Raw genomic sequence first — 20,960 nt, forward strand, 5'->3', positions numbered from 1 at the left:
GAGCCGGAGAAATCGGGACGAGAATGGAGTTCGTCCGTGCTCGGATCGGGCCGCTGTCGTTCGGAACTGCGGATTCAGATGGGAGAGCGGCCGTCGACGAGCGGGTTTCCGGGGACAGTGCGAGAGAACGATCCGGGAAGTACGCGACGCCGATCGCCGCTCTCGCAGGCAGCGACGAGATCGGATCGGTCCGCCTGCTGGCCGGCGGCGTCGCCGACACCGATACGCCGACGTACACGCTCTCGATCGAGGGAGGAGAACCTGCGGTTCGACCGATCCTCGAGTCCGACCCCGACGTGTTGTCGTGGGAGATCTCGAGCGCCGAATCCGGGTTCGTCTACGCGTACGTCCGGTTTCGGGCCCCGCCGGGAGTTGGCGTGCTCCGCGAACAGTTCACGCAGGACAGTCTTGTCGTCGTGCTCCCTGCGACGTTTCTCCCCGACAGCGTCGAACTCACCGTCGTCGGGACCCAATCGGATCTCTCGCGGGCATTCGAGACGCTCCCCCCGTTTCTCGAGGTGTCGGTGCTCGAAGTCGGCACCTACCGCGAGGGGCTCTATCGGGGACAGTCGCTGACCGACAGGCAGCGTGAGGTGCTCGAAACCGCTTACGAGCTGGGATACTACGAACGACCGAGCGAGACGAGCCACGAGGAGATCGCGTCCGTCCTCGAGTGTGCACCCAGCACGGTCGGTGAACACCTCCGTAAGGCAGAAAAGCGGCTCGTGAGCGAGGTGTTCGAGGGGGATCCCTCGGCGAGCGGCAAAGCGAATCCCTACTGATACGCTCTGTCCTCCCGTACGTCCGCGAGCGCGCCGAGGATCTCCCGGATGCGATCCGGATCCTCCTCGAGGCGATCCGAGACGAGGGCGACGTCCTCGTCGGTGAGGTCCGAGAGGGGAGTCGGTGAGTCCGGAGAGGAGACGACGTCGTCTCGATTGCTCGCCTGGAGATCGAACACGTCGTCGCGACTGTAGTGACCCGGCTGGTCGAACTCGACCGCGGCCAACTGGCGTTTCTCGAGGTCGCAGTCGTGATAGAGGATCGTCCGATCGTCGAAGACCGGTCCCGCGACGTACTGACCGAACGGATCGACGACGCAGGAACCGCCACAGGCCCACTCGAGAGAGCCGCATTCGGATTCGAAGAGGGCATGGAAGCGGTCGGGCACATCCGCGGGGTCGAGGACCGCGTGTGCGGAGACGACGAACGCGTTGGCCGAAAACGCCTGCTCGCGGATCGCCGGATAACAGTCACAGTCGGTCGACCGTTCCGCCTCGAGGTAGCGCTCGCCGGTTCCCCACGATCCCGGCCAGTTGCAGACGTGGAACGTCTCCCCCTGATGGAGCGCGTGTGCGCGAGCCAGCGGCATGTGATTCTCCCAGCAGATGAGCGTCCCGACGCGGCCGACGTCCGTCTCGAAGACGACGTCGGTGTCGTCACCACGGCCCCAGTACAGGCGCTCGGTGAACGTCGGGACGAGTTTTCGATGGCGACCGACCAGCGTCCCGTCGCTATCGAACACGAGGTTGGTGTTGTAGATCGTCTCGCTCCCCGGTCTCTGATCGCGCTCGTTGCAGCCGACGACGAGAACGACGTCGGAATCGTCGGCCGCGGCGGCCAGCGGTTCGACGTCCTGTGGAACGCGGACGGCGCTTTCCTGCAACGCGAGAAGGTACGCCGACTGTTCGTCGGCGTCAGCTGCTGGTCCGGGGGTGTAGTAGCCCGGATAGCCCGCGACGTACGATTCCGGAAACGCGACGAGATCCGCCCCTTGCCTTCCGGCCGTTTCGACGAGTTCACACGCCCGTTCGATCGTCGCCTCTCGATCGAAAAACACCGGCGGCTGCTGTACGGCGGCGACCCGAACTGTGTCAGTCATAGACAAACGCTGTACCTCCTCCGCTATAAATTCGATCGCCCTATCCGCTCGGTCGCCGTCTGCGTTCCCGCTGAATCGTCGTCACGTAGATTCCACAGAGGACGACGACGCCACCGACCACCGTCACCTCGTCGGGTACCTCCGCGAGCAGAGCCAGCGCGAGCAGCGTCGCCCCCACCGGTTCGCCGAGCCAGGCGACGCTGACGACCACCGACTCGAGGTGTTTCAACACCCAGTTGATGACGGTGTGGCCGAAGACGCCGGGGCCGACGGCCATCCCGAGAAAGAGCAGCCACTCGCGGGCCGGATAGGCGACGTAGTCGTGGCCCTGTACGCCCACGAGGACGAACAGCGTCACCGCGCAGGCGGTGTAGACGACGGTCACGTACGGAAACAGCGAGACGCGCTGGCGGATCGAACGGCCGGCGAGCACGTAGCCCGCGACGGTGACCGCGCCGAGGAGGGCGAGCGCGTTTCCGAACGCCGTCGCATCGGAGATCGGTGCCTGGCCCGCATCGCCGAGGGACATGACGCCAGCGCCGACGATCGCGATCGTGATTCCGAGGACCGTCTCCCGGGACACCCGCTCGCCGAGAACGAGCGCCGCGCCGAGGGCGACGAAGATCGGCTGGGTCTGCACGAGGGTGACGCTCGCGGCGACGCTCGTGTGGTTGAGACTCTCGAACCAGGCCGCGAAGTGGACGGCGAGTGCGATACCGGCGACGATCGCAAACCCCAGATCCGACCACGACAGTCGCGCGAACTCGTCGCGATACCACACGACGGCGACGGGTGCGATCATCGCCGTCGTGAACAGCACCCGGTAGAAAGCGGCGACCGAACTCGGCGCGTGGCTCCACCGGACGAGGATAGCGCTCGTGCTCGCCGCGAACACCGCACACGCGAGCGCGACGTACGGCGTCGTCTCCTCTCTGAGTGCCCACTCGTTCACGTCGATACCGACTCACCCCTGGCAGGAAACACTTTACGAAGCGCCGACGCACCTTCGGCCGACCGGCCGAGGGGTCATACGGACGACGCCGATGCCTGCCGGGCTGTAGTCCATTTTCGGCCCCACCGGTACATCGGTACAATAGCCCGTATTCCCCCTCCCAATCCCATCACGCTCGGGTCAGTAGCCCGTTTCACTCGTCCGGCAGCCGATTCCCGCGATAAATCGCGGCGACGTCGCGGTCGACGTCCTCGAGGCCGATGACGTCGTCTTCGGTCAACTCCTCGGCGTCCCACTCCTCGAGGTAGGCGACGGCGTCCTCCCGGTCGGCAAACGGCCGCGGGTTCAGACCCATCACCTCCTCGGGGACGGCGCTGTCGTCGGTGACGATCACGAAGTGTGCCTCGGTCGCGTCGACGAGTTGCCCCGTTTCGAAGTCGGTCACCCAGACGCCGTCGATCGCGGCGTCGGTCGGGGGCGCGACGAGGTACGCGAACAGACAGCCCGGCGTATCGAACGCGGCCCCCGTTCCGTCGTCGTGGGCCAGTTGGCTCTGCCAGTTCGGGTAATCCGCCGGCTGCATGTTACAGACCGGACACCGTTGGCCGTTGGCGAACTCGATCGGCTCGCCGCCCGGATGCTCGAGGTGCGTGGCGTACTGGTGTTCGCCGTCAGAGTCCGCGCCACTGTCGTCCCCGTGATCGTCGTGCTCGTCACCAGGTCCGTTTTCACCCAGACACCCCGCGACGCCGACCGCGATCCCCGTTCCCGCCAGTTCGAGGACGCGTCGACGTGTGGCGAAGTCGCGTGCACCTCCGGTCATACGAATCTCTACCGGTCCGATCGCCAAAACGGACGTGGTTCGTCCCTCGAACGCGGAACAGACGTTCTGGAGGCAACGCGTCCGAACCCCTCGCCACCCGTCCGACGACTCCGCCGACGGCAGAACGATCGTTCACCGGGTTTCGTGCGCCGCGTTGGCCGTCCGACGGGGACGAGACGCCCCCTCGATCAGGGCTTTCGTTTTCCGGTGGCGTTCCCAAAACATGGCTTCGAACCCGATCCAGGAAAAGATCGACGCAACCTCCGAAAGTGGCCCCAGCGGAAGTTCGTACTCGACGTGATCGTGGACGATCGTTCGGTCGCCGTCGGCGAAAAACGAGTGAGTGTGAACCCACCGATCGAACGGCCCGTGGACCATCCGGTCTCGAAAGTAGGCGCGCTCGCCCTTCCGGTCCAGTTCGGTAATCTCCGAACTCCAGTACTGGCGCGGTCCGATTCCGAACGGACGGGTCGACACCGAAACCTCCGATCCCGCCTCGAGTTCGCCCGACCGGTGTTTTCCGTCGGGGCCGACCACTGATTCGATCCGAAGCCCCATCCAGGCGGGCGTCACCGCCTCGAGACCGGACGCACGGGAGTAAAACGTCCAGACGTCCTCGAGGGGTGCGTCGACGGTCGTCCGCCGTTCGTAAGTCGCCATGGGGTTCGCTACGTGAACCAGACCCAAAATATCGGTCCCTTACTGCGTCGCTGTGGCGTGAAATCTCACCCACATTACAGCGACGGTGAATCGTTCTCGAGGACCGAAGGTCCCCGGCGACGGGTAGGCTCCGGTTCGGTTCGAACCATCGCACGTGTCGGTTCGGACTACTTCAGTCGTTCCTGTAGAAAGGAGGGATGTGCCGCAGTGACGCCCGCGATCTCGAGCAATCGGTCGGAGATGAACTCGCCGAGTGCGTCGCCGTCTTCGGCTCGAACCTCCGCCATCAGCATGTGATCCCCGCTGGAACTGTACAGCGCTTCGATTTCGTCCAGTTCTTTCAGCGCCTTCGTCGCTTCGACGTACCGCTCGCTCGCGACGTCCAGTCCCACCAGTGCGATCGTTTGACTCGAGAGTTTCTTCGGGTCGATGTCGGCCGAATAGCCGACGATAACGCCCTCTTCCTCGAGTTGTTTGATGTACTTTCGAACCGTCGGCTTCGAGACGTCCGCCCGATCGGCAATTTCGGCATAGGACGCCTGTGCATCCTCTTCGAGAACCTGGAGGATGCGATCTTCCGTCGCCTGGGTGCTCATGTTCTCCCGTTTTGCTCCGATAGGAAAATATCTTTTGTATACGAAAACGTTGGATCACCCTCGATGTACTGTCGGAACCGATCGTCGGACTTATTCTCCCACTCGATGCAGTTTCGACGAAGACGATGGTCGAGATCCACTACGTAAGCGGGTCGGTCTGGTTGCTTTGCGGGCTGGCGATCCTGTATCTCGGATATCTCATAACCTTCCGTGGACGTGCGGATTTACACGGCAGCTACGACGAGTCCGTCGATCCGGCGTACGTTTCGCGGTGGGCAGGGGGAACCGCGTTACTCATGGGGATGCTGGTCGTAGCCTACGCAGTCCACGAGTTTCGGTACGGCTTTCGTCCGTTTCTACTCGGTGCGCTCGTCGTCACGCTGCTCGTCCTGAGTTACGTCTCGAAGCTGTTTGCACGGGGCGTCGGCTACCGGGAGTGACGAACGGTGGTCCGGCGAGGCGATCGACGAAGATCCGCCGGCTATATATCAACTCGCCTCAACGACGTAGATAAATGTCCCCGAGCCCTGCCGGTCTCCACCCCCTCCAGATACTCTGTGCGCTCGCACTCGTCGTCGTGCTGGCTGGTTGCGTCGCTGTCCCCGGAACCGACGGTACTGGAACGGAACTCGAGGAACGGATAACCGACGCCCAACCGCCCACCGAGATCGCGGCGACCCTCGAGGTCCGATCGCAGGTCGACGGCGAGATGACCCGGTACGAAGACGAGGTCTGGTTCCGTGGCGACGGAACCAGCCGGATCGAGACGCACGACGGCGATCTCGTCGTCACTGACGGCGAGACACGGTGGCACCACGACCGCGAGGACGACTCCGTACGAACGATCGAACTCGACCCGGAGGCCCCGTCGACGCTCGATGGGTTGTACGCCCAGCAAGAGCGCTATCTCACCGCCGAGGAGTACGTCCTCACCGACGTTGACGAGACGTCGATCGAGGACAGGGACGCGTATCACCTCACGTACGATCCACCGGAAGGCGAGACGGTCGATCGCTCGATCGACGTCCTCGTCGGAGACACCGAGTACGTCCTCGCACTCGAGACGAGCGAACGCGACGTCGACGACCGGCGCGTCGACGAAGTCCAGGTCTGGCTCGATCGGGAGACGTTGTTCCCGGTCCGCCACCGCGTCTCCGGTGACGGCGTCGAACTCGAGACGACCTACCGCGACCTCGTGATCGAACCCGGGCTCGAGGACGACCTGTTCGAACCGCCGTCGGCCTCGGACGCCGAGTCCGACGATGGAGAAGTGGAGATCGAACTGCCGTCGATCGATCACTTCGAATCGGTCGACCGCGCGAACGCGAGCGTCCCGTTCGCCGTCGCCGAACCCGATCCCGAATCGATCCCGGATGGCCTCGAGGCCGATGGAATCAGCCGGTACGAGTTTCCCGACGAGAACCGGACGCAGGTGTCGTTGTTCTATCGCGGCGAGGCCGGAACGGTGTCGGTTACGACGAGCGACGGACCCCGTTCGTTCGCGACCGAGGGTGATCCGATCGACCTCGGAGACGAAAGCGGCTCGATCGAATCGACCGACGAGGGAACGGAACTGCAGTGGTCGTGTGAGGACCGTTACTATTCGGTGTTCGTCTCCGACGGGCTCGAGGAGAACGTCGCACTCGAGATCGCCGATTCGATCGGGTGTTAGTCTCGCCCGTCGTCGTCGCTCGAGTCCGCCTCGCCGCTTCCCGTTTCGTCATCGGCGTCCGTCTCGCCGCTTCCCGTTTCGTCCTCGGTACTCGTCTCGCCGTCGTCGGGTTCGTCTCCCTCCTCCGGATCGACTCTCATCTCGGCGGCGTCTTCCTCGGGCGTCGGTTCGGGCTCGGTTGACTCCGTCTGAGCCGGCTGGGCTTGTTCGGGATCCGGTCCCGTCGCTTCGCCCGGTTCGTCGGCCATGGCCGCATCGGAGACGTCGATTTCCGTTCCGCCCTCGTCGCTGGACCGGCGCGGATCGGACGACTCGTCCTCGTCGATCGTGGGCTTCGACCGCGGTTCCGACAGCCCGTCGTCGTCGACGAACTCGATCTTGGAGTCCGAATCCGTCCCCTCCGACTCGATCGTTTCGTCGTCTTCTCTCTCCCCGTTGGCGTCGGCTTTCTCGCTCGAGCGGCGGCGGTCCAGTCCGTAGCGAATCAGCAATCCGCCGACGATCCCCTTCGGGATCGCACGGATCTGCCCCCGGACCGCCGACCGAACGGCCGCCAGGAGCAAGACGCCACCGCTCGCCAGCGGGACCGTCCCGTTTTTCACCCCTTCGGTCACCGCTGCGGCGACGGATTGTGCGGGTTGTGGTACGTCCTCGGCCTCGACCGACTCGCTACCGTCCGAGACGTCCGTTAGCAGGTCGTGGTCGTGTTCGTCAGTCATCAGGTACTCTGAGCGGTGTGCTCGTCCGGCGTACGACACCCAGACGGTTGAAGGTTAGACCGGCAGGTGAACGCTCGAGGGGTAAAGTGGTACTCCAGCAGAATAGGTATCGTGGATGCCTATAGTCGAAGACGATCAGTAGGCAGCGTGTAACAGGCCGTAGACGACGATCCCGAGCGAAAACGAGATCAGCCACAGGCCTGCCGCGATGCGTCCGACCCGGGCGTGACTCGTCCGACGGAGTCCCTCGATTGGGTACGCGAACGCGAGCAACAGCGCGTAGTAGAGAAACGGAATGCAGACGACCGCGAGGAGGATGTGAACGGCGAGGATAGGGAGATAGACGAACTGGTAGACGGGGTCGGGGCCGGGAAACGGCTGGGGACCTCCAGTCGCGACGAGTCGATAGAGATAGAGCGTGAGAAACGCCGCGAACAACGCGAACGAGGCGAGCATCGCGAGACGGTGCCGCTCGACGTCACCCCGGCGGATCGCACGCCACCCGATCGTGATCGTGAAGATCGCCGTCGCGCTGATGGCGACGTTTACGTGCGGAATCGTCGTCAACACCCACCCCGGAGCGCGCGGAACGACCGATTGCGGAACCCGACCGCCGGCAGCTGCGAAGACGATAGCCAGCGAAACGACGCTCAAAACCGCCGCGAGCGGACGAACGCGTTCTCGAGAGACGTACTCCATACGTCGTCGTTCGCTCGAGGCGGGAAAGCGGTTACTGTCGAGTGCCGTCGCAGGCGCCCTCGCTGTTCGGTGGTAGCTTCGAAAGGATTGTGCGTGGGTGATGTCCGCGAAGGGAAATCACCTGCATCGTGTGTTCGCGGCAACGCCGCGTGTGCGATGCGTGGGACCGGATTTGAACCGGCGGACCCCTACGGGACAGCGCCCTCAACGCTGCGCCGTTGGCCTGGCTTGGCTACCCACGCTCGCGGTCTCTTTCTGCACTCGAACGTATCCAGTGTGGTTATAAAAGCCCTTTCCTTTGGCCCGCGCCTGCTCCGGAGTCACACGGAATCGAGCCCGAGCGGAGATTTGAAATGCACCAGTTGCCAAGAGGTACCATGGCTAAATACTCGACCGGTTCGTCCGGCGGTGGCGGCGGGACGAACTGCGAACTCTGTGGAGCCGAGAGCGATTCGCTCACACTCGCGTCGGTTGCGGGGGCCGAACTCGAGGTCTGTCCGGACTGTGCACCGCACGACGATACGCAGTCGAAAGGGCGTTCTCGAGGATCGGGTGGATCGCCGGACTCGAGCGGGAGCGGTTCCGCCGGAAGCGAACCCAACCGCAAGAAGAAGGCGGCCCAGAACGTCGCGAAGGCAAATCCCGTCTGGGACGGCGACTCCGAACACTGGGAGCGAGAGGGGACGAACTACGACGACGATCCGCTTCCGTATCTCGTCTCCGAGTACGGGGAGGTCGTCGTCGAGGCTCGTCAGGAAGCTGGGCTCCAGCGCGAGGAACTGGCCGACGAACTCGGAATCAGCGAGCAAGAGTTGCTGGCGGTCGAACAGGGCCGTGCGACCCAGGCCGGAATCGGCGGTGGCGTGATCGAGGCACTCGAGGAGCGTCTCGAGGTTACGCTCTCGGAGTGAATCGGTTTTGCGCTCTCAGAGTGAACCGGTTCGGAGTCAGTCGGTCGGCAGTCGGCGAGCAGGTTTTTGGTACCGGGCGTCGGAGTCAAACCGATGAGTGGGCAACTGGCGGCGGCGGAACCGTACGCCACGCGATTCGAAACCGAGGTGACGGGAGTCGACGGGCGACGGGTCTGGCTCGAGCGGAGTTACTTCTACGGCGAGAGCGGCGGCCAGCCGGCCGACCGCGGGACGGTCGGCGATACGGACGTCGTCGACGTACAGGTCGTCGACGGCGAGCAGGTGCACGTCCTCGAGACGGAACCGTCGTTCAGGCCGGGACAGCGCGTCCTGTGTTCGGTCGACTGGTCGTTCCGGATGTACTGTATGCGCGCTCACACCGCGAGTCACGTGCTCTACGGGGCTGGCCGACGGGTTCTCGACGATCTCGGCTACGGCGGCTTCGACATCGGGGAAACGAAGGTTCGCGTCGACCTCGAGACCAGCACGGAAATCGACGACGACGCACTGATCGAACTCGACGAACTCGTCAATCGGGCCGTCTGGGAGTCTCGACCGGTCTCCTGGGAGGAGGTCCCGGTCGAAGAGGCACGCAGGCGAGAGGACGTCGCGTTCAACGAAGCGACCGAGGCCGACGCGCTCCGAAAGGGTAAGGTGCGGCTCGTAACGATCGGCGACGACAGCGACGGCGGCGGCCGAAACGGTCGGAGCGCCGCGATCCGGACGTCGGGTGGCACGACCGGCGGGAGCGCGGCGTGGGACGTCGCAGCCTGCGGCGGGACGCACGTACGGAACACCCGAGAGATCGGTCCGGTGACCGTGCTGGGGCGGTCGAACCCCGGCGAAGGCCTGACGAGGGTCGAATTTGCGGTCGGCCCGAACGCGATCGATCGCCGGACGGCGGAGAAACGCTCCGTGTTCGCCGCCCAGCGGACGCTCGAAACGGGGATCGACGATCTCACGGCTGAACTCGAACGCCTCAGCGACGAGCGCGACGAGCTCGCGGATCGGGTCCGGGCGAGAGAGCGAGAGTTGATCGCCACCCGGCTCGAGCACGCCGACTCGCTCGATCGGGAGGGCGAGCGCTGGCGGATCGCGACGGTCGGCGAGGTGGAGTCGGACCTCGTCGGAGACGTCGTTCGTGACCGCATCACCGATCGCGAGGGGACGAACGCGTCCGAGGACGTGATCGTCGCCCTCGGCGAATCCGGGTCGACGTTCGCCGTCGTCGGAACTGCAGAATCACGATCGGCGACGGCGGTTCTCGACGAACTGACGGCGACCTTCGGCGGCGGCGGTGGCGGATCCGAGACGCTCGCACGTGGTGGTGGGTTCGACGCGACGTCGGCGGAGATTTACGCGTCGCTCGAATGATTCTCGAAACCGGGGGAGCGTACCCCCGGTAACTCGCGGCTCCGAGCGGTTTCGGAGAGGCGATTGCGGGAACGAAATAGGCATGACCCCGCTCGCATACAGTAGTCACCACTGGAAATTACTAAGTGTTTCTATTTGTATTCGTCCGTTGTACGTCCACGTCTGGTGGCATTAGACGTCCGGTGGGCCGCCGCGTCGAAACAGCGTCTCGACGTTTTCGGGCCGGGAGTCGTCCGGTTCGACGTCCGCATCGGCATCAAGTGAACGCGCGAGATACGTCGCTCCATCGACACGCTTCAGGTGGGAAACCGTCTGTGGGAAGTACCGAGCACCTGTCCGTCGGCCGGGTCGATCCTCTCGGAGTAGAGGCCGGGGGGAGTTGCGTAGTTGAGGACGCTCTCGAAGTACCCACGAGCCAACTCGGGCCAGGGGACAACACCGGCCGATCGATCCTCCTCGGCTGATCAACACACCGTGATCGTCGTTTCTTTAGGACCGGCGACACGGGAACCAGTTGAACAGCGTTCCACCGATCACGGTCGTTGGTGGTGGGTGTTTTATTGTTCTCGTCGGGGTGACGTTCGCTATGTCGCCAGATCGATCCCGGTTCGGTCGACGCCGGTTTTTGCGTACGAGCTCCGGAATCGCCGCGGCGATCGTCACAGGTGGTTCGTCGGTCGCGACCGCCGGAAGCCGAACGGCTCGGGCCACCTCGAGCGGGTCGAGCCAGGAGGACGAACTGGACGCCGGGAGTCGGTATACGAACGTCTACGAGGAGAGCATCGACGACGTGGTCCTCGTGGATCTGGTCGGTGACGACCGCGCACCCGGTGGAATCGGGTCGGGGTTCGTCCTCGACGAGGGATACGTCGTGACCAACCAGCACGTCGTCCGCGACGCCTCGACCGTCGAGTTACAGTTCAGCGACGAATCGTGGCGGAGGGGGTCGGTCGTCGGAGCGGATCCCCACAGCGATCTCGCCGTCGTGACTGTAGACGACTTCCCTGACGTCGCGAGCGGACTCTCGTTTGCCGACGCAGAGCCGGTGATCGGACAGGAGGTTCTCGCACTCGGGAATCCGCTCGGACTCGACGCCTCGCTATCGCGGGGGATCGTCAGCGGTGCCGACCGATCGTTACCGAGCCCGACGGGCTTTGCGATTCCGGCGGCCATCCAGACCGACGCGTCGCTCAACCCGGGTAACAGCGGCGGACCGCTCGTGACCCTCGACGGCGACGTCCTCGGAATCGTCTTCGCGGGTGCCGGGCAGACGATCGGCTTTGCGATCTCCTCCCTGCTGGCCAGTCGCGTGGTTCCGGAACTGGCGTCGGACGGTGAGTACGATCACCCGTACATGGGCGTCAGCGTCTCCCCCGTCGGTCCGCAGATCGCGGAGGCGAACGATCTCGAGGAGGCAGGCGGCGTGCTGGTGACGCGGGTCGTCCCGAACGCGCCCGCCGACGGCGTCCTCGAAGCAGCGACGGAGACGACGATGATCGACGGCGAGACCGTCCGGGCGGGCGGCGACGTGATTATCGCAATCGACGGTCGCGAGATCCCCAACGAGGACCTGCTCTCGTCGACGCTCGCACTCGAGACGTCGCCCGGAGAGACAGTCGAGATCGAGATCGTTCGCGACGGCGAGCGAACGACGGCCGAATTGACTCTCGAGTCGCGACCCGACGTCGACGTCCCCTGATACGGCTTACTGGACGTCATTTCCGGCGCACCCGCGACTCGGGCGACGGGGGCCCCGGTAAGTCGTCGCAGAAATCCGTATGACACGGTCCGTCATTAACGGATCACCGTGCGAGCGCGACCCCTCTGCAGTTGTGCCGGAACTGACGACCGACAACCGTCTCGTCGGACCGGACGGCTCCGTGCTCGTCCTATCGTCGATTCGGCGGAATCAGCCCTCTTCGGACTCTTCGCGATCCTCCTGTGGTTCGCCGTCACTTCGGGGTGCGTTTTGCGTGCCGAGATCGCCCCCGTCGTCGACTTCGTCGGGGTCGCGATCGATGCGCTCGAGTTCGTCCTCTATTTCGGCTTCCCGCTCGGCGTCGTACTCGTTCGCGCGGTCGCTGTCGTCTTCAGCCATAACGTGTGAACGTCGTCCTCGAGTGGCTTGGTCGGCGGGCCGTCGAGTGCAACGCCGGATCTACGATCGGCGGATACCGTCCTTCGAATCGAAATAGAAACCGGACGGACACGAAAGACAGATAAAAGACGCCGGGCTGTGAATAGACATATATGGACGTTCCGTACGACCTCACTTCGTACGTTCGGGTGTTGAAGATGGCGACGACACCCACGACTGAGGAGTTCCTCCAGGTATCGAAAATCGCCGGTGCGGGAATCCTGCTCGTCGGATTCATCGGCTTTATCATCGGCGGAATCATGCTGTTGCTGACCGGTGGTATCTGATGGGAATCTTCGCGGTCAAGACGACAGCGAGCCAGGAACAAACCGTCGCGGACATGATCATCAATCGCGAGGAGGCGGAGATCCACGCCGCGCTTGCGCCCGACTCGCTGACGTCGTACGTGATGGTCGAAGCCGAAGGCAACGCCGTCTTAGAGCGCGTACTCGAGGATATCCCTCACGCACGAAGTATCGTCCCCGGCGAGTCGGACATCTCCGAAGTCGAGCACTTCCTCTCGCCGAAGCCGGACGTCGAAGGGATCGCGGAAGGCGACATCGTCGAGCTCATCGCCGGGCCGTTCAAAGGCGAGAAGGCACAGGTTCAGCGTATCGACGAAGGAAAGGATCAGGTGACGGTCGAACTGTACGAGGCGACGGTTCCGATTCCGGTGACGGTGCGGGGCGACCAGATTCGCGTACTGGATTCCGACGAGCGATAGCGAGTCGGTTCGCTCGGCGCTTTGCGCCGAGGTCGTTTTGTACTAAATTTTGCGAGGAGGGGTGGCTGATGGGGAGCGAAGCCACCCGACGACGTAAAATTTAGGCGTGTGACGGTGCGGGGCGACCAGATTCGCGTGCTGGATTCCGACGAGCGATAGCGAGTCGGTTCTTCTCCAGACAAGGAACTCCAAAGCGGTTCGGTCGAACGTTGTGGGGCGGGATCCAGAGCGGTCCAGAACCGTTTGCCAGGACGAAAGGTGCCGAGTGACAATCCCTGATGGCCGGGTTCGCATACGTGAACCCGCCGTATGCTCGAGGCGTATTCGACAGCGCTCGAGGCGTATCAGACGATCGGTGCCACCGAACTCGCCGAACTGAACGTCACTACCGGGTCAGTTCGTTCGCGATCATTTCCATGTCGGCGACCTCCTCGATCTCCTCGACGAGTTCCTCCCGCTCGCGAACCTCTTCGGAACTCGCTCCGTACGCGCGGACGTACTCCGCGCGGCTGTGTTCGTTGAACGTGTGTCGGATAGCGAGGTAGCCGTCCGGAACGATCGTCCCGCAGACTTTACACTCGGGACGTTCGTGTTCGGTCGCCTGATGGATGACTGCTGACTCGACGTCCTCGAACACCGAACCACAGCCGTCGATCCCGCATTCCCAGGCCATTTACTGGTCAGATCGACGGCCCGTCACCTTGGTCTTTTCGCAGTATCCCATCGTCGGTTCCACGGGTCGCTCTCGAGTCCATCCGACGATCCGACGGTCGGCTGGGTCTCATACGGATTGCTGTACCGATGTGCCGGCGAACGCGGTGCACCGGCGAACCCGCGACCCGGGCGGCGGGTACGCCGAAAATGACGGACAGTACCCCGAATCACTCGACGTGGACGAATCAGAATTCATAACTCGACCGTCCCGAAAGGAGTCCTCGTGAACGCCGGAGGAATATCCCGCGTCGACTGCCACGTCAAAGTGCTCGACGAAACGGTCGTCGAGCGAGCGACGCGTGCGGGGCTCGACGCCATCGTCTACGCACCACACTTCACCCGCCTGCCGGATATCCGGGAGCGAGCGGCCGCCTACTCGACCGACGAGTTGCTGGTCGTCCCCGGCCGCGAAGTGTTTACGGGCTCCTGGCACGACCGCAGACACGTCCTCGCGCTCGGCCTCGAGGAGCCGGTCCCGGATTTCATCCCGCTCGAGGCGGCGATGGCCGAATTCGAACGCCAGGATGCGGCGGTGCTTGCACCTCACCCGGAGTTTGCGACGATGAGCATCACCGGACCCGACCTCCACCAGTACGCGGAGACGATCGACGCCGTCGAGATCTTCAACCCGAAACACTTCCCGTCGCACAACCGGCGAGCGCGCAAGCTCGCGACGGAACTCGATCTCCCGCCGTTTACCTCGTCGTACGCGCACCTGCCGAGAAGCGTTGGAACCGCACACACCGCGTTCGACGCCGAAATCGACACTGAAGCGGATCTGGTGGCTGCCTTCGAAGACGGCGTTTCGCGAACCGTCGTCTACGAGAACGGCCTCGAGCGCGTGCGGACGACGGCGCGAGAACTGGCACACCTCTGTTATGAAAATACCTGGAAGAAGGCGGATCGGCTCTTCCTTTCGGCCGTCGAACCGACTCATCCCCGCCACATCGCCTACGACGGCCGATTCGACGACGTCTCGGTCTATTAGCACTGCGTCGGACCGAGGGAGAGTGGGTTTCGCGTCGACTTCGGCCGGTAGGCCCGAAAACGGACGGGAGAACCTGGTTACAGTGGTACCGGGAGCCACTCGAGGTGTCGCAAAAACGGCGTCGGATCGAAAATCGGGTCGTGGAGGACGAGCCAGTCGAGCAAGACGAGACCGGCCCCGTGGGCGATCACCGACGGAAGGATCGAGTTCGATTTGTAGTCGACGGCTCCGAAGAGGACGTCCGTCGGACCCGATAGCAGAAACTCGATCGGCGGCTTCGAGGCGTGGTGGATCATGTAGACGACGGGGCTGATGAACACCGCGACGAACCCGAGTTCTTTGACGCCGACACAGAGCAGTCCGCGGTAGTAGGTTTCGGTTGCCAACGCGAGGATGAACAACTTGATCGCGTGTGGGAGAAACTCCCCCGGTGCCGCCGACGTCTCCCAGATCGGATAGAACTCACGGATCGTCGGGAGCGTCGAGCCGACGAGATAAAACGGGAGGACGAACATCGAGAGCAAGACGGCGTTCCGGACGGCGACGCGGTTGACGTTCCAGCCGATGTGTCGACCGTGGGTTATCCCCAGTGCGAGCGGCCCTCCGATCAGGAGGACGGAGTCGAAGACGATCCGCCGGTCGAGTCCGGTTGGAACCGCGGACATCCACACGACCGTTAGAATCGCGCCGACGAGTAGCGATTTCTGTACCCAGGAGAGTCGATCGAACCCGTCGCGAACGACCCCGAGAACACGATTTCCGTCCTCGGTCGCCACGGGTGGTTACTCGTCCGCGGTCGGAATCGGTCCGGTTCCGACGACGTCTCGGACGTTCGTTTCGAACTCCTGGTGGCGTTCGAAGTACGTCTCCTCGACGTCCTCGAGGATCGTCGACAGCTCCCGTGGTCCATCGGGCGTCCGGACGACGCTGTCGCCTTCGAGTCGGTCGATCTCGCTTTTCTCCTTGGGCCAGCTCAGACGCGAGCTCACTCGAGCGAGGGGCGCGCCCTCGACGGGGGTGTGTTCTCCGAGTGAGACGGCGGGTTCCTCGTCCTCGTCGTCGCTCATGGGTGACGGTTTGCGAGCGTCTCGATTCAAGGTTTCGCTTCTGCCGGGTGGAATGGGCGGACCACACGGTCTGTTGTCCGTCGTTGCCGGTGGGATCGCGAGTCGTCTGCAGCCTACCGGTACATCGGGACAGCAGTGTCTGCGTCGGCGGTTGTGATCGGATCGTGACTTCGACGGCAGACGGTCTGGTGTACGTCATTCCCGAAGACCGCGCGCCGTTCCGCGGTCGCTCCGGTAAACAGTGACAGCAATCCGTATCAGATGTACAGGGACCGCAATCCGTATCAGGTGTACAGGGACGGCAATCCGTATCAGGGTCCGCTACCACCAGCGGTTCTCGAGCAGGCGATCGATCGCCTCGTCGATCGTCGCCTCGTTTCTCGAGAACGTAAACCGGACCCAGTCGGCCTCCGCGTCGGGGTCGGTGTAGAAGCTGCTTCCCGGAACCGGGGCCACGCCAGCCTCTCGGATCAGCCGATAGGAGAACTCGAGGTCGGTCTCGTCGGTCGGATAGCGTGTCATGACGTAGTAGGCACCGTCGGGTTCGACGGGCTCGAGCCCGGCGTTTCGAAGTCCGGCACAGAGCTGATCGCGACGCCGCTCGTAGGAATCGGCGAGCGTTTCGTAGTACGACTGGGGCAACGAGAGCGCTTCGACGCCCGCGCGCTGGAACGGCGTCGGCGCACAGATACTCGTGTAGTCGTGGACCTTTCGAAGCTCCTGGGAGAGGTACTCGGGCGCGAGACAGAAGCCGACCCGCCAGCCGGTGACGCTGAACGTCTTGGACATGCCGGTACAGACCACCGTTCGATGGGCGAGGTCGCCGACTTCGACCGGGCTGACGTAGTCGTCGGTGTAGACGATGTGCTCGTAAATCTCGTCGGTGAGAACGATCAGGTCGTGTTCGAAGACGATCTCCTCGATTCGCTCGAGTTCCGCGCGGGTAAACACCTTCCCGGTCGGGTTCATGGGCGTGTTGAGCACGAGGATTCGCGCCTGCTCGGCCGCGTCGGCAAGCGCGTCGTAGTCGGGTTCGAGCCCGTCGGTCATGTCGATCGGAACGGCGTTCGCACCGGCGAACTGACTCGCCGGGATGTAGCTCTCGTAGACGGGTTCGAAGTAGATGACGTCGTCTCCGGGACCGGCTAACGCGAGCATCGTCGACATGATCGCTTCGCTGGTTCCGCTGGTGATCGTCACCTCGGTCTCGGGGTCGTACTCGATGCCTTTCCACTCGGCGTAGCGCTCGGAAACTGCCTCACGGAGCGCCGGAAGTCCCCAGGTGATCGTATACTGGCTATCGGTGTCGATCGCTTCCTTCGCGGCGCGTTTGATCTCCGGTGGCGTCTCGTCTTCGTCGGGAATCCCCTGCGAGAGGTTGATCGCGCCCCGGTCGAGCGCCTCGCGGGTCATCTCCCGGATGACCGACTCGGCGACGCCGTCCGTTCGTCCCGTCCCGATCAGACCGTCGGGTAATCCTCCGTTGGGTGGTGCGTTCACGATCGATCACTCCGCGAAGGCTCGCTCGAGCAGCGTTACGAGGAGATACGCTGCGAGCCGCTGTGTTCCATCGGTCGGGTCGTACCGCGGCGCGACCTCCATCAGGTCGGCACCGCCGACGGCCTCGTGGGAGCCGAGGATCTCCATCGTCTCGAGGGCCTGCTGTGCGGAGAGTCCGCCGGGGATCGGCGTCCCGGTTCCCGGGGCCACGCTCGGGTCGACCGCGTCGATGTCGAAACTGACGTAGACCGCGTCAGTATTCGCAGCCGCAGCCTCGATCGCATCGGAGACGACGTCCCCGATGCCGCGTTTCTCGACCTCACGCATCGTGTACAGATTGAGGCCGGTGTCGTCGGCGAACTCGAAGAAGTCGGGGGATTCGTACCCCCGGATAGCGACCTGGCTGACGTTCTCGTAGTCGACGAACGGCGAGTCGGCGATCAGGGCCGTACTCGAGCCGTGGAAGTCGGTACCGAAGACGGGGCTCTCGGAGACGGTGTCGGTGTGAGCGTCGATCTGGACGAATCCGACGTTGTCGTAGCCGCCCCCCTCCGCGAAGCCGCGGACGGACGGGAACGTACAGTAGTGGTCGCCGCCGAGCAGGACGGGGAACGTCTGTGAGGCGACCGCGGCGACGTGAGCGGTGATGCTCTCGGCGGTCGTCTCGTGGTCCATCGGAAACACCGGGACGTCGCCGCAGTCGGCGACGGAAAGCTTTCCGAAGTCGACGTTTTTCCCGGTCTGCATGTTCGTCAGCCCGCTCTTGTAATCGGAGATGTAGGCCCACCAGCCGCTCGCCCGCCTGATCGCCTCCGGTCCGTATCGAGCACCCGGACGGTTCGAGACGGCCCCGTCGTACGGAACGCCGAGGACCGCCGCCTCGACGTCGTCTACGTCGTCGACCTCCCGTTCGTCGCCCTTGAGAAACCGGTTGAATCCGGCGTAGGCGAGTTCGACGTCCGCACCCGGAACCGAGTCACGAAACGCCGCTGGCCGATCGCGTTCACGCATCCGTCTCGACCTCCGTCTCGAGGGCCTCGTGGAGGGTATCGACGGCGCGTTCGAGCTGTTCGCGGCCGATCGTCAGCGGCGGCTGGAACCGAAGGACGTTCCCGTAGTAGCCGCCGACGCCGATGACGATTCCGTCCTCGCGGAGACGCTTCGAGACGGCCTTTGCGAGATCGGCGTCCGGCGCGTCGGCGACGCCGAGCGGTCCCGTCTCGTCGGGATCGACGAGTTCGATTCCCTGCATCAGTCCGAGGCCTCGAGTCTCGCCGACCACGTCGAACGACTCGAGTTGCGTCAGCCGACCCGAAAGCCACTCGCCCTGTTCGCGTGCGTTGTCGACGATTCCGCCCTCCAGTTCGTCGATCGTCGCGAGCGCGGCGGCGCAGGCGACGGGGTTGCCGCCGAACGTCGAGAGGTGGTCGCCGGAGTCGAAGCTGTCGGCGATCTCGCTCGGCGCGGTGAACGCGCCCAGTGGCAGGCCGTTCGCGATCCCTTTCGCCTGTGTCATCACGTCCGGTTCGACGTCGAAGTGCTCGACGGCGAACAGTTCGCCGGTCCGGCCGTACCCCGACTGAACTTCGTCGGCGATCAGCAGGCCGCCGCGCTCGTGGGTAATCTCTCGAACCCGCTCGAGCCACCCCTCGGGCGGAACGATGATCCCCCCTTCGCCCATCACGGGTTCGACCACGACCGCGGCCAGATCGTTCGAGGTGTGCGTATCGATGACGTGCTCGAGGCGGTCGGCGCAGTCGGCGGTGCAGTTCCCGTCACAGGACGGACACCGATAGGAGTACGGTGCCGGCGCGTGGGCGACGTCGTTTATGGTCGGCGCCATGCCATCCTTGTAGGATTTGTTCCCGGTCAGGGCGAGGCTGCCGAGCGTTCGCCCGTGAAACGCCATCTCCAGGGCGACGACCTCGGTGTTGCCAGTGTGTTTCCGCGCGAGCTTGATCGCGCCCTCGACGGCCTCGGTTCCGGAGTTACAGAGGAAACTCTTCTCGAGATCACCGGGCGTGATTTCGGCGATTCGTTCGGCGAGTTCGGCGACGGGCGCGTTGGGGTGGACGTACGAACAGCCGTGGACGAACTCTTCGAGCTGGTCGCTCGCGGCCTCGAGGACTGCCGGATTGTTGTGGCCAACATTCGCCACCGATATCCCCGAAAAAAGGTCGAGATACGTATTCCCCTCGAAGTCCTCGAGCGTACAGTCCTCCGCACGTTTGACTGGAACGTCGAGATCCTTCCAGATCGACATCACGTACTCGTCGTACCGCGACTCCACGTCCCGATTGTCCCTGAACGTTTTATTGAAAGCCATTGTCACACAGTATGGAAATTTGTTGCCACCCTATCCGACGGTCTACAGGAAATAAAAGGTTACCCCACGAAACGGACTCTCCGTCGAGAACGCTCGGTCGACCCGCGGCGAAACCGTCTTTTTGTGTCCGCGCTCGAACGCAAACGTTAGTGTCGCCGGTATCCAATTATTCGATCGAATGCCCCCGGATCTCGATCGTCGGACGTACGACATCCTCAGGCTCGTCGACCGCCACGGCCCGATCGGCAGCATTCAGCTCGTCGAACTGATGCAGGTCCACGGCTACGACATCAAGGGCCGAACGATCAGACTGACGCTGTCGGAACTCGACGATCTCGGGCTGACGACGAAGGTCCCCGGCCGCGGCCGTCGTCTCACCGAGCAGGGCCGGCGGGAACTCGAGCAGGGGAACGTAAGCGGCCGCCTCGAGCAGATTCGCGCTCGAATCGCACAGCTCACCAGCCGGGTGACGTACGATCCGTCCGAAGACGCGGGGGTTCTCATCGCCTGCGCGGCCTTCCTCGAGGAGGAGGACGTCGACGAAGCTCTCTCGTTGCTCTCCCGCCTCGAGTCGCGCTCGTTCGGTCCAGTCCCGGCTTCCTTCGGCGAGAGCGCCGACGACGAACCCGGCGATTACCGACTGCTCGTTCCCTCGAGTATCTCCCTCGACGGCGTCTTGCTCGCTCACGGAATCAACGCCACCCTGACCAACGCGGCGGTTCTCGAGTACGAACCGCCAGCAGCGTCGAGCACCGACGACGACTCTCCCGCAGGTGGGCGAATCGTCCGTCACGTCGACGTGATAAACGGACAGGGATCGTCGATCGACGTCATCACGCTCCTGATCGAGGCCGGCCGAAGCGACGTCTCGAGCGTCCTCGAATCCTCGGAGACGGGACTCATCCTTGGCGACGATCGGGAGTTTCCGATCAACCGCTTCGAGGAGGCACGCGACCTCGCTGAGTCGACGCGGGACGCACTCGGCGGCGTCGTCGGCTTCAAGCGGCCGCGCGAACGGACGCAGTTCCAGAACCGAAACTCGGGGTGGTCGTTCGGATCGATCACGTACGCCGGAACGGGCGAACTCCTGTTGACTGCGCTGTACGAGTACGACCTCTCTACCTCCTGGGAGACGCTGTACGGGATGGTCTCGAGGCGCAAACTCGAACCCGTCGAGGCGATCGCTCGAGCGCCGAACGCGGACGACTGATCCGGC

24 protein-coding genes and 1 tRNA gene are annotated in these 20,960 nt (G+C 63.9%); 10 read left to right on the forward strand and 15 right to left on the reverse strand.

Going from position 1 to position 20,960, the window contains the following annotated elements; genetic code table 11:
- Nucleotides 1–23 precede the first annotated feature (23 nt).
- Nucleotides 24–782: a helix-turn-helix domain-containing protein gene (locus EA473_RS17680; RefSeq protein ID WP_165875320.1), complete on the forward strand. Its 759-nt coding sequence runs from the start codon at nucleotides 24–26 to the stop codon at nucleotides 780–782.
- Here the strand turns inward: EA473_RS17680 and EA473_RS17685 are convergent.
- From EA473_RS17685 to lrpA1, 5 genes are all read right to left on the reverse strand, one after another.
- Nucleotides 776–1,882 carry a carbon-nitrogen hydrolase family protein gene (locus EA473_RS17685; protein WP_124196973.1) on the reverse strand — a complete coding sequence of 369 codons (1,107 nt, stop codon included), beginning with the start codon at nucleotides 1,880–1,882 and terminating at the stop codon, nucleotides 776–778. The two genes, EA473_RS17680 and EA473_RS17685, sit on opposite strands and share 7 nt — an antisense overlap.
- A gap of 40 nt (nucleotides 1,883–1,922) precedes the next feature.
- A complete protein-coding gene (locus tag EA473_RS17690; protein WP_124196974.1) occupies nucleotides 1,923–2,834 on the reverse strand; it encodes a DMT family transporter in 912 nt (303 codons plus the stop codon).
- Nucleotides 2,835–3,027: 193 nt separating this feature from the next.
- On the reverse strand, nucleotides 3,028–3,657 hold the full coding sequence (locus EA473_RS17695; RefSeq protein ID WP_124196975.1) for a nitrous oxide reductase accessory protein NosL: 630 nt from the start codon (nucleotides 3,655–3,657) through the stop codon (nucleotides 3,028–3,030).
- 132 nt (nucleotides 3,658–3,789) lie between these two features.
- Nucleotides 3,790–4,317, reverse strand: coding sequence for an SRPBCC family protein (locus tag EA473_RS17700; RefSeq protein WP_124196976.1), 528 nt, complete (start codon nucleotides 4,315–4,317; stop codon nucleotides 3,790–3,792).
- Nucleotides 4,318–4,484: 167 nt separating this feature from the next.
- Entirely contained in the window at nucleotides 4,485–4,913 is a 429-nt protein-coding gene (gene lrpA1, locus EA473_RS17705) for an HTH-type transcriptional regulator LrpA1 (RefSeq protein WP_124196977.1), read from the reverse strand.
- A 125-nt stretch (nucleotides 4,914–5,038) separates the two neighbouring features.
- Between lrpA1 and EA473_RS17710 the strand changes: the two genes are divergently transcribed.
- Nucleotides 5,039–5,353, forward strand: coding sequence for a hypothetical protein (locus EA473_RS17710; protein ID WP_124196978.1), 315 nt, complete (start codon nucleotides 5,039–5,041; stop codon nucleotides 5,351–5,353).
- Between the two features lie 74 nt (nucleotides 5,354–5,427).
- On the forward strand, nucleotides 5,428–6,585 hold the full coding sequence (locus EA473_RS17715) for a LolA family protein (protein ID WP_124196979.1): 1,158 nt from the start codon (nucleotides 5,428–5,430) through the stop codon (nucleotides 6,583–6,585).
- Here the strand turns inward: EA473_RS17715 and EA473_RS17720 are convergent.
- The 3 genes from EA473_RS17720 to EA473_RS17730 all read right to left on the reverse strand — a co-directional run bounded on the left by EA473_RS17720 (nucleotide 6,582) and on the right by EA473_RS17730 (nucleotide 8,245).
- Nucleotides 6,582–7,304, reverse strand: coding sequence for a hypothetical protein (locus EA473_RS17720; protein ID WP_124196980.1), 723 nt, complete (start codon nucleotides 7,302–7,304; stop codon nucleotides 6,582–6,584). The two genes, EA473_RS17715 and EA473_RS17720, sit on opposite strands and share 4 nt — an antisense overlap.
- A gap of 135 nt (nucleotides 7,305–7,439) precedes the next feature.
- Nucleotides 7,440–8,003, reverse strand: a complete 564-nt coding sequence (locus EA473_RS17725; RefSeq protein ID WP_124196981.1) for a DUF420 domain-containing protein — start codon at nucleotides 8,001–8,003, stop codon at nucleotides 7,440–7,442.
- A 157-nt stretch (nucleotides 8,004–8,160) separates the two neighbouring features.
- Nucleotides 8,161–8,245: transfer RNA gene (locus tag EA473_RS17730), tRNA-Leu, on the reverse strand.
- A gap of 135 nt (nucleotides 8,246–8,380) precedes the next feature.
- Between EA473_RS17730 and EA473_RS17735 the strand changes: the two genes are divergently transcribed.
- The 3 genes from EA473_RS17735 (at nucleotide 8,381) to EA473_RS17745 (ending at nucleotide 11,987) form a co-directional block, all read left to right on the forward strand.
- Nucleotides 8,381–8,914, forward strand: coding sequence for a helix-turn-helix domain-containing protein (locus tag EA473_RS17735; RefSeq protein WP_243645296.1), 534 nt, complete (start codon nucleotides 8,381–8,383; stop codon nucleotides 8,912–8,914).
- 93 nt (nucleotides 8,915–9,007) lie between these two features.
- Nucleotides 9,008–10,288 (forward strand): alanine--tRNA ligase-related protein, encoded by a 1,281-nt coding sequence (locus tag EA473_RS17740; RefSeq protein WP_124196983.1) that lies wholly within the window; start codon nucleotides 9,008–9,010, stop codon nucleotides 10,286–10,288.
- Nucleotides 10,289–10,874: 586 nt separating this feature from the next.
- A complete protein-coding gene (locus tag EA473_RS17745; protein ID WP_124196984.1) occupies nucleotides 10,875–11,987 on the forward strand; it encodes a S1C family serine protease in 1,113 nt (370 codons plus the stop codon).
- Nucleotides 11,988–12,197: 210 nt separating this feature from the next.
- Here the strand turns inward: EA473_RS17745 and EA473_RS17750 are convergent, their stop codons facing one another.
- The gene (locus EA473_RS17750) at nucleotides 12,198–12,386 is read right to left on the reverse strand and encodes a hypothetical protein (protein ID WP_124196985.1); all 189 of its coding nucleotides are present in this window, start codon (nucleotides 12,384–12,386) and stop codon (nucleotides 12,198–12,200) included.
- A 152-nt stretch (nucleotides 12,387–12,538) separates the two neighbouring features.
- Between EA473_RS17750 and EA473_RS17755 the strand changes: the two genes are divergently transcribed.
- Both EA473_RS17755 and EA473_RS17760 read left to right on the forward strand, forming a co-directional pair.
- Nucleotides 12,539–12,712, forward strand: coding sequence for a protein translocase SEC61 complex subunit gamma (locus EA473_RS17755; protein WP_124196986.1), 174 nt, complete (start codon nucleotides 12,539–12,541; stop codon nucleotides 12,710–12,712).
- Entirely contained in the window at nucleotides 12,712–13,149 is a 438-nt protein-coding gene (locus tag EA473_RS17760) for a transcription elongation factor Spt5 (protein ID WP_124196987.1), read from the forward strand. Before EA473_RS17755 ends, EA473_RS17760 begins: the two co-directional genes overlap by 1 nt.
- Before the next feature lie 385 nt (nucleotides 13,150–13,534).
- Here the strand turns inward: EA473_RS17760 and EA473_RS17765 are convergent, their stop codons facing one another.
- Nucleotides 13,535–13,822, reverse strand: coding sequence for a DUF7565 family protein (locus EA473_RS17765; RefSeq protein WP_124196988.1), 288 nt, complete (start codon nucleotides 13,820–13,822; stop codon nucleotides 13,535–13,537).
- Between the two features lie 264 nt (nucleotides 13,823–14,086).
- Between EA473_RS17765 and EA473_RS17770 the strand changes: the two genes are divergently transcribed.
- The gene (locus tag EA473_RS17770; protein WP_243645297.1) at nucleotides 14,087–14,851 is read left to right on the forward strand and encodes a PHP domain-containing protein; all 765 of its coding nucleotides are present in this window, start codon (nucleotides 14,087–14,089) and stop codon (nucleotides 14,849–14,851) included.
- Nucleotides 14,852–14,928: 77 nt separating this feature from the next.
- On the opposite strand, the gene EA473_RS17775 is transcribed toward EA473_RS17770, so the two are convergent.
- The 5 genes from EA473_RS17775 to EA473_RS17795 form a co-directional block, all read right to left on the reverse strand.
- A complete protein-coding gene (locus tag EA473_RS17775; RefSeq protein ID WP_124196990.1) occupies nucleotides 14,929–15,627 on the reverse strand; it encodes a CPBP family glutamic-type intramembrane protease in 699 nt (232 codons plus the stop codon).
- Between the two features lie 6 nt (nucleotides 15,628–15,633).
- A complete protein-coding gene (locus EA473_RS17780) occupies nucleotides 15,634–15,918 on the reverse strand; it encodes a DUF5789 family protein (RefSeq protein ID WP_124196991.1) in 285 nt (94 codons plus the stop codon).
- A gap of 321 nt (nucleotides 15,919–16,239) precedes the next feature.
- A complete protein-coding gene (locus tag EA473_RS17785; RefSeq protein WP_124197045.1) occupies nucleotides 16,240–17,331 on the reverse strand; it encodes a pyridoxal phosphate-dependent aminotransferase in 1,092 nt (363 codons plus the stop codon).
- Between the two features lie 93 nt (nucleotides 17,332–17,424).
- Entirely contained in the window at nucleotides 17,425–18,429 is a 1,005-nt protein-coding gene (locus EA473_RS17790) for an agmatinase family protein (RefSeq protein WP_124196992.1), read from the reverse strand.
- Nucleotides 18,422–19,744: an aspartate aminotransferase family protein gene (locus tag EA473_RS17795; RefSeq protein ID WP_124196993.1), complete on the reverse strand. Its 1,323-nt coding sequence runs from the start codon at nucleotides 19,742–19,744 to the stop codon at nucleotides 18,422–18,424. The genes EA473_RS17790 and EA473_RS17795 overlap by 8 nt, the downstream gene beginning before the upstream one ends.
- Before the next feature lie 178 nt (nucleotides 19,745–19,922).
- Here EA473_RS17795 and EA473_RS17800 point away from each other — a divergent pair, with 178 nt between their 5' ends.
- A complete protein-coding gene (locus tag EA473_RS17800; RefSeq protein WP_124196994.1) occupies nucleotides 19,923–20,954 on the forward strand; it encodes a DUF128 domain-containing protein in 1,032 nt (343 codons plus the stop codon).
- The last annotated feature ends 6 nt before the right edge of the window (nucleotides 20,955–20,960 follow it).

This window comes from Natrarchaeobius chitinivorans, assembly GCF_003841505.1.
GTDB classification, from domain to species: domain Archaea; phylum Halobacteriota; class Halobacteria; order Halobacteriales; family Natrialbaceae; genus Natrarchaeobius; species Natrarchaeobius chitinivorans.

Excerpts from the sequence above, each read along its gene's own strand:
- EA473_RS17695 (WP_124196975.1), bottom strand. The coding sequence starts at position 3,657 with ATGACCGGAGGTGCACGCGACTTCGCCACACGTCGACGCGTCCTCGAA.
- EA473_RS17710 (WP_124196978.1), top strand. The coding sequence starts at position 5,039 with ATGGTCGAGATCCACTACGTAAGCGGGTCGGTCTGGTTGCTTTGCGGG.
- EA473_RS17760 (WP_124196987.1), top strand. The coding sequence starts at position 12,712 with ATGGGAATCTTCGCGGTCAAGACGACAGCGAGCCAGGAACAAACCGTC.
- EA473_RS17800 (WP_124196994.1), top strand. The coding sequence starts at position 19,923 with ATGCCCCCGGATCTCGATCGTCGGACGTACGACATCCTCAGGCTCGTC.
- EA473_RS17790 (WP_124196992.1), bottom strand. The coding sequence starts at position 18,429 with ATGCGTGAACGCGATCGGCCAGCGGCGTTTCGTGACTCGGTTCCGGGT.
- EA473_RS17685 (WP_124196973.1), bottom strand. The coding sequence starts at position 1,882 with ATGACTGACACAGTTCGGGTCGCCGCCGTACAGCAGCCGCCGGTGTTT.
- EA473_RS17755 (WP_124196986.1), top strand. The coding sequence starts at position 12,539 with ATGGACGTTCCGTACGACCTCACTTCGTACGTTCGGGTGTTGAAGATG.
- EA473_RS17750 (WP_124196985.1), bottom strand. The coding sequence starts at position 12,386 with ATGGCTGAAGACGACAGCGACCGCGCGAACGAGTACGACGCCGAGCGG.
- EA473_RS17680 (WP_165875320.1), top strand. The coding sequence starts at position 24 with ATGGAGTTCGTCCGTGCTCGGATCGGGCCGCTGTCGTTCGGAACTGCG.
- EA473_RS17720 (WP_124196980.1), bottom strand. The coding sequence starts at position 7,304 with ATGACTGACGAACACGACCACGACCTGCTAACGGACGTCTCGGACGGT.
- EA473_RS17735 (WP_243645296.1), top strand. The coding sequence starts at position 8,381 with ATGGCTAAATACTCGACCGGTTCGTCCGGCGGTGGCGGCGGGACGAAC.
- EA473_RS17745 (WP_124196984.1), top strand. The coding sequence starts at position 10,875 with ATGTCGCCAGATCGATCCCGGTTCGGTCGACGCCGGTTTTTGCGTACG.
- EA473_RS17740 (WP_124196983.1), top strand. The coding sequence starts at position 9,008 with ATGAGTGGGCAACTGGCGGCGGCGGAACCGTACGCCACGCGATTCGAA.
- lrpA1 (WP_124196977.1), bottom strand. The coding sequence starts at position 4,913 with ATGAGCACCCAGGCGACGGAAGATCGCATCCTCCAGGTTCTCGAAGAG.
- EA473_RS17700 (WP_124196976.1), bottom strand. The coding sequence starts at position 4,317 with ATGGCGACTTACGAACGGCGGACGACCGTCGACGCACCCCTCGAGGAC.
- EA473_RS17725 (WP_124196981.1), bottom strand. The coding sequence starts at position 8,003 with ATGGAGTACGTCTCTCGAGAACGCGTTCGTCCGCTCGCGGCGGTTTTG.
- EA473_RS17785 (WP_124197045.1), bottom strand. The coding sequence starts at position 17,331 with ATGACCCGCGAGGCGCTCGACCGGGGCGCGATCAACCTCTCGCAGGGG.
- EA473_RS17780 (WP_124196991.1), bottom strand. The coding sequence starts at position 15,918 with ATGAGCGACGACGAGGACGAGGAACCCGCCGTCTCACTCGGAGAACAC.
- EA473_RS17795 (WP_124196993.1), bottom strand. The coding sequence starts at position 19,744 with ATGGCTTTCAATAAAACGTTCAGGGACAATCGGGACGTGGAGTCGCGG.
- EA473_RS17765 (WP_124196988.1), bottom strand. The coding sequence starts at position 13,822 with ATGGCCTGGGAATGCGGGATCGACGGCTGTGGTTCGGTGTTCGAGGAC.
- EA473_RS17715 (WP_124196979.1), top strand. The coding sequence starts at position 5,428 with ATGTCCCCGAGCCCTGCCGGTCTCCACCCCCTCCAGATACTCTGTGCG.